This is a genomic window from Mailhella sp. (assembly GCF_057866825.1).
Window position 1 is genome coordinate 1 of sequence record NZ_DBMAHT010000017.1, and the last position, 12,690, is coordinate 12,690.

At 61.9% G+C, this 12,690-nt stretch carries 9 protein-coding genes; 3 read left to right on the top strand and 6 right to left on the bottom strand.

Annotated elements, in window-relative coordinates:
• Positions 1 to 476 precede the first annotated feature (476 nt).
• Positions 477 to 1,820 (bottom strand): alanine/glycine:cation symporter family protein, encoded by a 1,344-nt coding sequence (locus ACZM96_RS03350; RefSeq protein WP_489487334.1) that lies wholly within the window; start codon positions 1,818 to 1,820, stop codon positions 477 to 479.
• A 440-nt stretch (positions 1,821 to 2,260) separates the two neighbouring features.
• Between ACZM96_RS03350 and ACZM96_RS03355 the strand changes: the two genes are divergently transcribed.
• Positions 2,261 to 2,995: a sulfite exporter TauE/SafE family protein gene (locus ACZM96_RS03355; protein ID WP_489487336.1), complete on the top strand. Its 735-nt coding sequence runs from the start codon at positions 2,261 to 2,263 to the stop codon at positions 2,993 to 2,995.
• A gap of 111 nt (positions 2,996 to 3,106) precedes the next feature.
• Here ACZM96_RS03355 and ACZM96_RS03360 read toward each other — a convergent pair whose 3' ends face one another.
• Positions 3,107 to 4,873: a formate--tetrahydrofolate ligase gene (locus ACZM96_RS03360; RefSeq protein ID WP_294484109.1), complete on the bottom strand. Its 1,767-nt coding sequence runs from the start codon at positions 4,871 to 4,873 to the stop codon at positions 3,107 to 3,109.
• Positions 4,874 to 5,078: 205 nt separating this feature from the next.
• Here ACZM96_RS03360 and ACZM96_RS03365 point away from each other — a divergent pair, with 205 nt between their 5' ends.
• Positions 5,079 to 5,942 carry a VIT1/CCC1 transporter family protein gene (locus tag ACZM96_RS03365; protein WP_489487338.1) on the top strand — a complete coding sequence of 288 codons (864 nt, stop codon included), beginning with the start codon at positions 5,079 to 5,081 and terminating at the stop codon, positions 5,940 to 5,942.
• Positions 5,943 to 6,013: 71 nt separating this feature from the next.
• On the opposite strand, the gene ACZM96_RS03370 is transcribed toward ACZM96_RS03365, so the two are convergent.
• The 4 genes from ACZM96_RS03370 to ACZM96_RS03385 form a co-directional block, all read right to left on the bottom strand.
• Positions 6,014 to 6,709 carry a Crp/Fnr family transcriptional regulator gene (locus ACZM96_RS03370; RefSeq protein WP_489487339.1) on the bottom strand — a complete coding sequence of 232 codons (696 nt, stop codon included), beginning with the start codon at positions 6,707 to 6,709 and terminating at the stop codon, positions 6,014 to 6,016.
• Between the two features lie 76 nt (positions 6,710 to 6,785).
• The gene (locus ACZM96_RS03375) at positions 6,786 to 8,204 is read right to left on the bottom strand and encodes an SLC13 family permease (RefSeq protein WP_489487340.1); all 1,419 of its coding nucleotides are present in this window, start codon (positions 8,202 to 8,204) and stop codon (positions 6,786 to 6,788) included.
• Between the two features lie 93 nt (positions 8,205 to 8,297).
• Complete coding sequence (locus tag ACZM96_RS03380; protein ID WP_489487341.1) at positions 8,298 to 10,031, bottom strand: FAD-dependent oxidoreductase; 1,734 nt, start codon at positions 10,029 to 10,031, stop codon at positions 8,298 to 8,300.
• 1 nt (position 10,032) lies between these two features.
• On the bottom strand, positions 10,033 to 11,652 hold the full coding sequence (locus ACZM96_RS03385; RefSeq protein WP_489487343.1) for an FAD-dependent oxidoreductase: 1,620 nt from the start codon (positions 11,650 to 11,652) through the stop codon (positions 10,033 to 10,035).
• A 656-nt stretch (positions 11,653 to 12,308) separates the two neighbouring features.
• Here ACZM96_RS03385 and ACZM96_RS03390 point away from each other — a divergent pair.
• Complete coding sequence (locus ACZM96_RS03390) at positions 12,309 to 12,575, top strand: BTB/POZ domain-containing protein KCTD2 (protein WP_346665433.1); 267 nt, start codon at positions 12,309 to 12,311, stop codon at positions 12,573 to 12,575.
• Positions 12,576 to 12,690 lie beyond the last annotated feature (115 nt).

Sequence of the window (12,690 nt, forward strand, 5' to 3'; positions counted from 1 at the left end):
GCAGATGCACGATGGGCATGAGGGAACAGGGGCCGCAGCAGACGTGAAGCAGAATTCGGGGCATGGTCGGACCTTGGGACGGGTTCAGGGAAAGGGACAGCCGCAGTTGTAGCGCGAAGCGTCGAACGACGCCAGAGGGCGGGTAGGCGCGCCGCGGAGCGGAGGGGATTTTGCGTGCGCGGCAGGGCCGGATGAGTGGTCGCCGATCGGAGATTGTCGGGGCGCGATGCCTTCATGGAGAACAGGGATAACGCGCTTGAGGCGGCCCGTGCTGGTTGGGGGACTTGCCTTCCGGCGCAGCGTTCAAGGAATGTTTTTCTGCGGGCGCGGGTGGCCTGGGGCTTTTGCTGGATGTTGAGGCCTGAGCCTGCCATGACGAAGAAGGCGGGGTGCCTGAGGGAAAAGCCCCGGGCCTGCTGCAAAAAAAGCCTCGGGGAATGATTTCTCCGGGGCTCGTTTTTGCATTCAGGAAGACATCAGCGGTCGTATTCGCGGGAGATCTTGAACAGCACGGGGCTGAGCAGCAGCAGACCGATGAGGTTGGGCACGGCCATGAGGGCGTTGAGCACGTCGGCGATGTCCCACACGAGGTCGAGGGTCATGAGCGCGCCCACGGGCACCACGCAGACGAAGATGATGCGGAAGGGCTTGAGAGCCTTGTCGCCCAGCAGGTAGATCCAGCAGCGTTCGGAATACACGCACCAGCCGAGGATGGTGGAGAAGGCGAACATGGCGAGGCACACGGACACCATGACGGAGCCGATGCCGGGCAGGGCGGACTCGAAGGCCGCGGCCGTGAGGGGAGCGCCGGAAAGCGCGCCTTCCACGTTCCAGAGACCGGAGCAGAGAATGGTGAGGCCGGTCATGGTGCAGACGATGATGGTGTCGATGAACGGTCCGAGCATGCCGACGTAGCCCATGGCCACGTGATCGTCCGTGGTGGCGGTGGCGTGGGCCATGGCCGCGGAGCCGAGACCGGCTTCATTGGAGAAGATGCCGCGCGCCACGCCCATCTGCAGGGCCAGCATGACGGTGGAGCCGGCAAAGCCGCCGGCGGCCGCAGTGCCGGTGAAGGCGTCGTGGAAGATCATGGCGAACACGCCGGGCACCTTGTCGATGTTTGTGGCGATGACGACGAGGGAACAGATGATGTAAACGATGGACATGAACGGCACGAGCTTGCTCGACACTGCGCCGATGCGGGACACGCCGCCGATGATGACGATGGCGATGAGCACGAACATGATCACGGCGGAGACGGCCGGCGGAACGCCGAAGGAGGCGTGCAGGGCGTCGGCGATGGAGTGGGACTGCGTCATGTTGCCGATGCCGAAGCCGCAGATGCCGCCGAACAGCGCGAAGAGCGTGCCGAGCCAGGCCCATTTTTTGCCGAGGCCGTTTTTAATGTAGTACATGGGGCCGCCCACAACGTGTCCGGCGGGGGTGACTTCGCGGTATTTCTGGGCGAGCACGGTTTCCGCGTACTTGGTGGCCATGCCCACCATGGCGGTACACCACATCCAGAAGAGGGCGCCCGGGCCGCCGGTGAAGATGGCCGTGGCCACGCCGGCAATGTTGCCCACGCCCACGGTGGCGGCAAGGGCCGTCATGAGAGCCTGAAACGGGGAAAGTTCTCCATGTACGTCGTTGTTCTTGGCGCGTCCTTTCCAGGTGAGGCGGAATCCTTCGCCGAGGCGCGTCCAGGGCAGGAAGCGCAGCCCGAAGGTGAGATACAGGCCTGTACCGAGAATCAGGGCCATCATGACCGGCCCCCAGACGTAGCCGTCCAGAACCTTGATGAATTGTGAGAACTCTTCCATGGTGACAACTCCTCGCCATTTCAGGTTGTTAGAGCATGCTTGACCTTTTCCTCCTGAAGGAAGGCCGCACCAGAACGCCGGCTGCGGACGCAAAAAGGGTTATGGTGAACGTGACGATGCTCTGATTTACATTTATGTTGATATCATCGGGAAATCAAATATAGCAAGCAAAATATAGAAGAAAGACTACTGTGTGAAAAATGTTGCAATTTATTGTGCGGCAAGGAAATTTGCGAGTTTTGCCGCGCGCTGCCGGAAATCGCAGCAACTCCACAAATTTGTCAATAATAAGAAAAAGCCTGTGCGTCCGCCGATGTTCCTCGCGGGGCGGAGTCATTTTTTTTCGCTCCGCAGTCGGGCCCGGCGCTTCCTCCCTTTACAGAAAAGGCCGTTGTGCTCTAAGACCAGAGGAATACCGCAGCCTTGAGGGGGTCGGACCCATGCTTACTGCTCTCTACATCAATGTCGTCTGGTTTCTGGCGGGATTCGTCAACGGCGTGACCTCGTTCGGGGGGAATCTCTTCGCCGTGCCGCTTCTGACCCTGGCCATGGATGCGAAGGACGCCATTGTGTTCGGCTGTCTTGTGGGCACGGCCATCACCGTGACCATCGCGTTCTTTTATCATCGCAATCTGCCGAAGCTGGAATTTGCCCTGGCCTTTGTGAGCGGCCTAGCAGGCATTCCCATCGGCATGGCCGTGCTCAGGGTGGCTCCGGTGAAGGTCATTCTGCTGGCCTGCGGCGTCATTCTGGTGCTGTTTCTTCTCTGGCAGGCCGTGTCCGGCCGCATGCGCGGCGCGTTCCGTATTCCGGTGTGGAGCATTGTGCCCATGGGCGTGGTTTCCGGCATCCTGCTGAGCTCCACCAGCATGGGCGGTCCCGTGCTGGCCATGTACGCCGTGATGCGCGGCTGGAGCAAGGAAACCACGCTTTCCGTGCTGAACTCCATGGCCGCCCTGAGCATGGTGTGTCTTGCCTTCGTGCAGTGGCGAAACGGCCTCTACACGCCGCAGATCATGCATTACGCCGCGTGGGCCGCGCCCTGCACCGTGGCGGGCGTGCTGGTGAGCATTCCCGTGATCCGCCGCATCAATCCCGGCGTTTTCCGTCGTCTGGTGCTGGCCATGCTCGCGGTTTCCGCCGTCATGCTTTTTGTGCGAGCCTTCCAGGCCTGACGCGCAGACTGCCCCCTGTTTTTTAACGACGAAGGCGTCCAGATTCTTGATCCGGACGCCTTCGTCTTGCGCGGGGACGGAGAAACGCCCGCCCCCGCTCTGCTGAAATTATCAGAAGATGCCGTGAACCTGACCGGTTTCGGTGTCCACGTCCACGCGGCGGAAGGCGGGATTGGAGCCGGTGCCGGGCATGAGCGAAATCTTGCCGGAAACGGGAACCACGAGGCCCGCGCCGCCGTAGAGCAGCACGTCGCGGATCTTGAGGCGCCAGCCGGAAGGCTCGCCCTTGAGGTCGGGGTTGTCGGAGAGGGAATACTGCGTCTTCACCATGCACACGCCGAGCTCGGCGGCGTCGGAGCGGGCCTGCATTTCGGCGAGGCGGCTTTCGGCCTCGGGGCTGTAGTCCACGCCGTCGGCGCCGTACACGTCGCGGGCGATCTTTTCAATGCGTTCCTTGAAGGGAGCGTTCCAGTCGTAGAGCGGACGGAAGTCGGTCTTTTCGTTGCAGGCGTCCATGACGGCGTCGGCAAGTTCGAGCGCGCCTTCACCGCCGTGCTCCCAGTGCGTGGAAACGGCCACGCGCGCGCCTTCGGCTTCGCAGATTTCACGGATGCGGGCGATTTCCGCGGGCGTGTCGGTGACGAAGGCGTTGATGCACACCACCGGCGAGGTGCCGGACTTCTTGATGGTGCGGATGTGATGCAGCAGGTTGCAGCAGCCCTTTTCCACGAAGCCCACGTTTTCCTGACGGTATTCTTCGGGCAGGGCGCGTCCGGGTCTGGGCAGGGGGGCGCCGCCGTGGCTCTTGAGCGCGCGCACGGTGGCCACGAGCACGGCCGCGTCCGGAGCGAGTCCGCTGTAGTGGCACTTGAGATTCCAGAACTTTTCGTAGCCGATGTCCGCGCCGAAGCCGGATTCCGTGACGTGGTATTCGGAGAGCTTGAGGCCGAGGCGGTCGGCGATGACGGAGCTCTGGCCGAGGGCGATGTTGGCAAAGGGGCCCGCGTGAACGAACACGGGCTGCCCTTCGATGGTCTGGATGAGGTTGGGCTTGATGGCGTCGATCATCCAGGCGGCCATGGCGCCCGCCACCTGCAGATCTTCGGTGGTCACGGGCTTGCCCGCCCGGTCGTAGGCCACGATGATGCGGCCGAGGCGTTCGCGCATGTCCTTGAGGTCGCGGGCCACGGAAAGGATGGCCATGACTTCGGAAGACACGGAAATGTCGAAATGGGAGGACATCATGAAGCCGTCGGACTTGCCGCCCATGCCGATGACCACGTTGCGCAGGGCCTGGCAGCAGAAGTCGATGACCCAGTTCATGCGCACGTTGGTGGGATCGATGTTCAGACGGGGCTGACCGGAAAGACGGAGCAGCTTTTCGTCGTCGTAGTTGCGTTCGTGCTGCATGCGGGCGGTGAGCGCCACCATGGCCAGGTTGTGGGCGTTGGTGACGGCGTTGATGTCGCCGGTGAAGCCGAGGGAATACTGGGTGAGGGGAATGCACTGCGAAAGACCGCCGCCCGCCGCGGAGCCCTTGGTGCCCATGGTGGGGCCGCCGGAAGGCTGACGGATGGCCGCGGAAACCTTGCGGCCGCGTTTGGCGAGGCCCTGCACGAGGCCGATGGTGGTGGTGGACTTGCCTTCCCCGAAAGGAGTCGGGGTGATGGCCGTCACATCGACATACTTACCGTTGGGACGGTCGGCCAGGCGGGAGAGCACGGACTGATAGTCCACCTTGCCCATGACGTGGCCATAGGGGAGCAGTTCCTTGTCTTCAAGGCCCAGCTCTCTGCCGATCTGGTAAATGTCTTTCATGCGGGATTCCGCGTCCTGGGCGATTTCCCAGTCCGCGTGCTGCTTGGGATCCAGAGCCATTGTCCGTTCTCCTTGTGTTGGGGGTTCGTCCGTATTTATACGGCGTGCCCTCGTTTATCACAAGCGCTTTTTCCTTCCGCAGAGGCGGGAGTCATGCGGAAGGGCGAGCTCCCGGCCGCGGGATCCGGGGTCGGTTGCCAGCGTGCCGGGCCTGGCGTATCACGGAGAGGCACAACATAACGGCGGAACGCCGCAAGGGGGACACATGAGGGAAAGTACGCTTCAGCTGCTGGAAGAAATGCAGATCAATGAAAAGACCGACAGCGAAATCTACACCAGACTTGCGCGACGCGTGGGCGGAGAAAACGGCGAAGTGCTTCGCCGCATGGCCGCGGACGAGGCGCGTCACTGCGAGGTGTGGAGCCGCTACACGGGCAAGAAGGCGGAAGCCAAACGCCTCAAGGTGTTTTTCTACGGCGTGCTGGGCTGGATTTTCGGATTGACCTTCGTGATCAATCTGCTGGAATCGGGCGAAGACGGCGCGGGAAAGCGCTATGCCGGACTCATTGAGGACGTGCCGGAAGCCAGGGGCATCATGGAAGAGGAAGAGATTCACGAACGCCGTCTGGCCGAAATGGTGGACGAGGAGCGCCTCAAGTACATCGGCAGCATGGTGCTCGGCCTCAACGACGCGCTGGTGGAGCTGACCGGCGCTCTGGCGGGCTTTACTCTCGCCCTCGGCAACAACGACACGGTGGGGCTTGCGGGCTTCATCACCGGCGTGTCGGCCACGCTGTCCATGGCCGCTTCGGAATACCTTTCCAAGAAGGCCGAGCCCGGGGAAAAGCATCCGCTCAAGGCCGCCGTCTATACCGGCATTGCCTACATGATTACCGTGGCGCTGCTGCTTCTGCCGTACGGCGTGTTTTCCTCGCCGTATCTGGCGCTGCTGTTCTGCCTGTTCAACGCAGGCTGCATCATCTGCCTGTTCACCTTCTTCGTGGCGGTGGTGCGTCGCGAAGCCTTCCGTCCGCAGTTCGTGGAAATGCTTTCCATCAGCTTCGGCGTGGCGGCCATTTCGTTCTTCATCGGCTGGGCCGCCAAGACCTGGATGGGCATAGACATGTAGTCCGATTTTGAAGATGAAAAAAGCGGGGTTTGTTCCCCGCTTTTTTTGTGCGCTTTTGCCGCGTCCGGGTGCTACTGCATGGCGAGAGAGCGCAGTTTCTCCAGATCTTTTATGACGAGCCGGTCTCTGGTGAGTTCCTGAAGCACGCCGTCGCGCTTGAGCTTCTGAATGACGCGCAGCAGGGAGATGCGGTGAACACCGAGCAGGTTGGCCAGTTCCGTCTGGGAGATGCCGGGCGAAAGTTCCCGGGCGTTGCCGCTGGCCTGCGACATGTTGAGGCAGAAGCGGCAGAGCTTCGAGAGGGTGTTTCCCGTGCCGGAATTGGAAAGGGTGTTGTGCATGAGCAGCAGCTTGAGCCCGATGGAGGACATGAGGTTCTCGATGAAGGCCGGATGGCTGCGGATGAAGTCCTGATCGTGCAGCAGGGAGCCCGGAAACTTCCAGAGCACGACGTCCGTGAGGCAGAAGAACTGGCAGCCGGAATCGAGAAACCTAGTCATGGAGCTGCCGAGCGCATGAGCCACGTTGAGGAGCGTGCCCGGCTGCATGTAGAGCATGTTCTGCACCTGTCCGTTGGTTGCGCCGTGCAGTATGGTGACGCGGCCTTTTTCCAGAAAGTAGAAGCTGTGTTCCGGGTCGTCGTACAGGTACAGATAGGTTCCCCTGGCGTGTTTCTGCTTTGCGGCGAGAAAAAGCAGCTGCGCCCACATTTGATTGATGCCCGGAATCGTAGCGGTGAGAATGGCGGATTCGGGAACGGAAGGCATAAGTTCTCCGATGCGCGGCACGGGAACATGCCGGAATATGGCAAGGCCGTTCCCGGGAGCGGGAACGGCCGAAGGGCTACATCAGACCGAGAGGTCTGGCGATAAGGTACATGACGGCCACGGTGATGACAACCCAGGCCGCCGAGATGATGATGCCCGGTTTGAACATGTCGGTCATCTTGTAGTATCCGGCCTGATAGGTGACGAGGGAGACGGAGTCGAGGGGAAGCAGCACGGCTGCGGAAACGCTGAAGCCGAGGGGCAGGGCCAGCAGGGCGGGGTTGATGCCCATGGCCGCGGCGATGGCCGCCACCGGCGGAAGAATGACGCCCACGATGGGGGTGTTCACGGGAATGACCAGATGAATGAGAATGGTGAACAGCGACACGAGGGCGATGACCGCCACGAGGGGCAGGGAGCTCATGCCGCTGAGGAAGGTATCGGCTATCCAGGTGGCCGCGCCGTTCTGCCACAGGGCTACGCCGAGGGAGTTCGCCGCGCCCACGAGGAAGAGAATGTCCCAGCCTATTTTGTGCTTGTCCTGCTCCCAGCTTATGAGGGAAACGCCGGGCAGGGCGAAAAGTATGCTGCCGAGCACGGCCGCGGTCGCCAGGGGAAGCCCGTGAATGCCCGTGGTGCACCAGAGCAGCAGGTTGAAGGCCAGAAGCGCGATGTACAGCTTTTCCCTGCGTCCGAGCGGGCCGAGGCATTCATAGTCTTCGCAGAGCTGTTCCATGCCCGCGAGACTGGTGAGTTCCGGCGGATAAATCTTCATGACGGCCCACCACGCCACGGGAATGAGCAGCAGAGTCATGGGAAGGCCGATGGCCGACCATTCGAAGAACGATATCTGCACGCCTGCGGTGGAGGCGAGCATGTTCATGGTAAGAATGTTGGTGCCGCTTCCTGCCGGGGTGCCTACGCCGCCGATGAGGCAGGCAAGGGGCAGGCCGAGCATGACGGCCTTGCCGAAGGAGCTCTTTCCGGGAACGCATTCATTCTTTTCGAGCAGGAACAGCGCCACGGGGAACATCATGGCCACCACGGGCACGTCGGCCAGAATGGTGGAGAGCAGGCCGCTCATCATCATGAGCAGAAAAAGGAGCCGTCCCGGCTTTCCCTTCGACTTCATGCTCGTCCAGAGCACGATGCGTCTGGTGAGCCCGGAATTCTGAAACGCCACCACGATGCAGAACATGGCAAAGCAGAAGAACACCGGCGGAATGGCGAAGCGATGGAGCGCGTCGTCCAGCGATACCGTGCCGAGCACTGCCTGCAAAAAGAGAAAAAGAGTACAAGACATGGCCAGCGGAAGGGCGTCGAACACCCATACGATGATGGCCGAAATCATGAGCGCCAGGGATTTCTTTCCCGCAGGACTGAGACCGTCCGGCGTGGGCAGCAGAAAAATCACGCAGTAAGCAAGCAGAGAGATGAGGCATCCGGTCGCCTGACGGCGGAAAACGGGATCGCTGAAGGAAGGGAGCGTCATCATGCACCTCCGAGTGGCAATGATGGAGAAAGGAGCGGCGGGGCGGCGTCGGCATTCGCCCCGCCGGCGTTCTGACAGTGATCGGGAAAAGACCGACTAGGCCTCCGCGACGTTCTGTTCCGCGCTGTGGGGCTGATCGGGGTAATCGAAGTCGTCCATGTAGTAGCGGTAGGGCTTCACGGGATAGCCTTCCTTGCCGCAGGGCACGGGGGTGAATTCGATGTTCATGCCGTTTTCTCCGCGGCTCAGACGAATCCATTCCGGAGCTCCGGCGCGCAGCGGATAGTCTTCGCGGAAGTGTCCGCAGCGCGATTCCTTGCGGGCGAGTGAGGCGCGCAGGTACATTTCGGCCACGAGCGCCATGCCGCGGGCTTCCATGAGCTTCATGAGGTAATGGGGATCCTGGGCCGTCATGTCGGGAATGTAGTCGTTCTGGATGTGCGCCAGCTGATGCAGCGCGCGGTTGAGTCCCTGCCCGGTCTTGAGCACGGACACGTCGGCGGGAACCATGAGCTCCTGAATGGAGCGCACCACGTCCTTGGGAGGAATGCCCGGACGACCGACGAGCGAGGTGACGGGCGCGATTTCCTCCAGCGCTTCGGCGGCGTCGAAGTCGTCGTGCGCCACATTCATGGCTTCGGCGGCCGCGGCTTCGCCGGCAAAGCAGCCGGTGGTGCTGGTCATGCAGGTGTCCCAGCCGCCCATGTACACGCCCGTGTGCAGGCTGCTTGCGCGTCCGGCGGCAAACAGGCCGGGCACGCCGGTGCGGCAGTCGAGATCGGTCTTCATGCCGCCGAAGATGTACTGAAACTGAGGCATCCATTCCGTTTTCTGGTGGAAGAAGTCAATGCCGAGCTTCTTGAGCTTTTCGGCGTTGAGCAGCATCCAGCCGCCGGTAGGGGTCATGACTTCCACGCCTTCCGCCGACATGGTGCTGGTGTCGAAGTAGGTGGGGCCGTTGCCCGCGCGGGTTTCGAGCACCATGCCGCGAATGTTGTAGTGCGGGTCGGACTTGGCGCCGCGCAGCGGGGAATACTTCTTCATGAAGTCTTCGCCCTTGCTGTTCACGAAGCGGGCGCCGTAGGGCAGCATGCCGGTCTGTCCTTCCCAGGCGAAGGCCATGGGGCAGGTCCAGTTCTGGAGGAATTCCATGTTCTGGAACGTGGCTCCGGCCTCGTAGCCGAGCAGCGCGCCTTCGCCGGCGGAGGTGTTGCTGAGATACGACATCTTGAAGCCGCCCGTGTTGGTGCAGAGAATGACAGCTCCGGCCTTGATGACGCAGGGCAGACCGCTGCGGGTGTGGAAGCCGGCCGCGCCGACCACGCGGCCGGAACGCTTGATGAGCTTCACTATCTGAATGTTGGAGATGCGGCGTACGCCGCGCAGGGCGAGCTGATCGTACAGCGTGTTGCAGGTGTGGGGGCCGCCCTTGCCGTAGGGGTGATACAGGTAATAGCGCATGTACTTGAGGCCGCGCTGCACCACGGCGCGCAGATTCCCCTTTTCGTCGCGGGCGAAGATGTGACCCCAGCGTTCGAGATCGCAGAAGCGGTCGTAGGAGTGTTCGAGAATCTTGCGCACGAGCGGCTGATCGCAGAGGCCGTCGTAGTAATAGACCATTTCGTCGAGCAGGTCTTCCACCTTGAATTCCGGCTGCATGACGATCATGTCGCCGCCGCTCATCATGCCGAGACCGCGCCAGTCGCGGGCGGCCTTGTCCACAATGAGCACGTCCTTCGCCGCGGCCGCCGCGCTGAGCGCCGCCCAGGAACCGGAAAATCCGCCGCCGACGACAAGAACATCCGTAGTATAGACAATGGGTACAGCCATATTAAAAACCTCCGAAATTGCGTTCCAGCGTGAACGGCAGTCTTTCCTTGAAGGGGTGAACGTCGATGGCGTGGGCCGGGCAGCGCAGCTCGCAGAAGAAGCAGGTCATGCAGTCGTCGCGGTAGTTGACGCGGGCCTTGGCTCCGCAGGTGAGGCAGCGCATGGATTCGTGAAGGGCGTCCACGTCGTCGAGACCGAGGCGCTTTTCCTCAAAGCCGTCCGAGATGATTTCCCTGCGATCCACGCGGGGGGAGAGCATCACGCCTTCGCCAGGCAGGTTTTCTGCGAGGGGTCTTGTTTCCTTTCTGTCGCTGTGCAGATGTCCGCCGGTCATGAGCCGGTCGATGGAAACGGCGGCTTCGCGGCCTCCGGCAATGGCGGAAATCACGGTGGAGGGGCCGGTGACGGCGTCGCCCGCGGCAAAAATTTTCCAGTAGGAGGTGCCGAAGGTTTCGGGATCGGCCTTGATGCGTCCGCGCTCCGTTGCCACCACGTCTTCAAAGGGCGCAAGATCCGAGCTCTGGCCGATGGCGAAAATGACGGCGTTGGCTTCCACGCTCTGCGTGTCGGCCTCGTCGAAAGCGGGAGCGAAGCGGCCTTCGGCGTTGAACACCGAGAGGCAGCGGCGCATCGTTATGGCCTTGACGGAGGATTCGCCTTCCACGGCCACGGGGCCCCAGCCCGGATGCAGCGTGACGCCGGCGTTCAGGGCGTCGTCGATGTCGTGCTTGAAGGCGGGCATTTCTTCGCGGCTTTCCAGGCAGTAGAGGTCCACGCTCTGCGCGCCCATCTTGCGGGCGGTGATGGCGGCGTCCATGGCCACGGCTCCGCCGCCGATCACCACGACCTTGCCGGAGAGCGGCTGCTGACGGTTCTGCCTGACCGCGCAGAGAAATTCCACGCCGTAGAGCACGCCGGGCAGCGTTTCGCCGGGCACGCCGGGCTTGCGGCTTTTGGTCGCGCCGGGAGCGATGAACACGGCCTTGTAGCCGAGTTCGTAGAGGTCTTCCATGCTGCAGTCGCAGCCCTTGCCCACGCGCGTTCCGCACTGAAATTCCACGCCGAGCGCCTTGAGCTGTTCAATCTGGGCGTCGAGCACGTCTTCGGGCAGGCGATAGACGGGAATGCCGTAGCGCAGCATGCCGCCGGGCTTGGGCATGGCCTCGAACACGCGCACGGGGTAGCCTGCGCGGGCGAGATACCAGGCGCAGGAGAGACCGGCGGGGCCGGAGCCCACCACGGCTATGCGGTGAACGTGGCGCACGGCGGGCTTTTGGGGCGCATCGTGGAGCGTGCGGTCGCCAAGATACTGCTCGATGCCGTTGATGTTGACGGCGCCGTCCACCTTGCCGCGGCTGCATTCACTCTCGCACAGGTGCGGGCAGACGCGTCCCGTGACGGCGGGGAAGGGATTGCGTTCCCTGAGTCTTTCGGCGGCCTCGTCGATGCTGCCCATCTGCATGAGACCGTTGTAGCCGCGGATGTCGATGCCTGCGGGGCACTTGGCCATGCAGGGGGAAAGAACCGGCTGATCGGTGTCGAGTCTGAATACGTCGAGTCCGCACGTCTTGAAGCAAGTACCGCATCCGGTACACTTTTCTGTGTCGATGGTGTTTATCACGCTGACCTCCTGAGACGGAATTGGTATGGAGGAGAAAGGCCGGTCCGCGTTTTTCGGGGAGCGTATGGAGCCTGGGCCGGCCGCCTTCCGTGCCTGGAGTATGGAGGCTTTTTCCCACGGGCATGTGTTGCATATGTTACATGGCGCATGATTTTTGCGGAAAACCTCTGCTCGGCAGCAGGGCGTCGATGATGGGGCGGACGCCCCGCTTCGGAACGGCGCGCGCAGGTGCCTGTTCAGAGGAAAGGGCATGCTGCCGAAGAGGCCAAAGCAGGCCGGAAACGGAAGTCCGGTTCGCTGTTTTTTCCCCTGTCTGCCGCCGGAAGCGGGCTGTGCAACCTGCTGTTTCCGGCAACTTCCGGTTGCCGAAATCACGTGACAAGGGAAAATATGTTATGATAATTTCCTGAAATAAAAGAGATGCAACCATAGGTTGCCGGAAAGGAAACTTCCGGTTGGTGGAGTCTGCCGGGCTATGGCGTTAAACCTTGACCGTCCTACACGGCGGCCTGACGTCTCGGGTGTTTTTTCGACGAGGTCAGGCGGGAGGTGGCTGCTGTTTTCATCATGATGTTGAAGCGCCGCCATCGACAGGCCGCATGCTCCGGCCTGCCGTTCACCCCTGGCAGTACGCCATGAAACCACAGGAGTTCCTTATGAACAGGAAGATGTTGGCCGCGTGCGCGGCTCTGGCCCTGACCCTTGGTTTTTCTTCCCTTGCCGAGGCCGGATGCAGCCCTGAGGAAGCGCAGCAGAAGGCCACCGCCTTTGCCCAGACCATTCAGGAAGTTTCCCAGAAGGATCCTGAAAAGTACGCGAAGGTCATGCAGGAACTGCAGCCCGAACTGCTTCAGCTTCAGCAGAAGCAGGACATGGACGCGCTGTGCGTCTTCTATGACAAGGCGATGGACCGTCTGAAGTAACGAGGCAATGCATTGTGGCCGGACCGCGGCGAGCCTTGTTCGCCCGCGTCCGGCCATGTCTTGATTTAAAACGCGGTCGTTCATGGCCGTCGACGCGACCGGCAGGACCGGGAGG

Excerpts from the sequence above, each read along its gene's own strand:
- ACZM96_RS03350 (WP_489487334.1), bottom strand. The coding sequence starts at position 1,820 with ATGGAAGAGTTCTCACAATTCATCAAGGTTCTGGACGGCTACGTCTGG.
- ACZM96_RS03355 (WP_489487336.1), top strand. The coding sequence starts at position 2,261 with ATGCTTACTGCTCTCTACATCAATGTCGTCTGGTTTCTGGCGGGATTC.
- ACZM96_RS03360 (WP_294484109.1), bottom strand. The coding sequence starts at position 4,873 with ATGGCTCTGGATCCCAAGCAGCACGCGGACTGGGAAATCGCCCAGGAC.
- ACZM96_RS03365 (WP_489487338.1), top strand. The coding sequence starts at position 5,079 with ATGAGGGAAAGTACGCTTCAGCTGCTGGAAGAAATGCAGATCAATGAA.
- ACZM96_RS03370 (WP_489487339.1), bottom strand. The coding sequence starts at position 6,709 with ATGCCTTCCGTTCCCGAATCCGCCATTCTCACCGCTACGATTCCGGGC.
- ACZM96_RS03375 (WP_489487340.1), bottom strand. The coding sequence starts at position 8,204 with ATGATGACGCTCCCTTCCTTCAGCGATCCCGTTTTCCGCCGTCAGGCG.
- ACZM96_RS03380 (WP_489487341.1), bottom strand. The coding sequence starts at position 10,031 with ATGGCTGTACCCATTGTCTATACTACGGATGTTCTTGTCGTCGGCGGC.
- ACZM96_RS03390 (WP_346665433.1), top strand. The coding sequence starts at position 12,309 with ATGAACAGGAAGATGTTGGCCGCGTGCGCGGCTCTGGCCCTGACCCTT.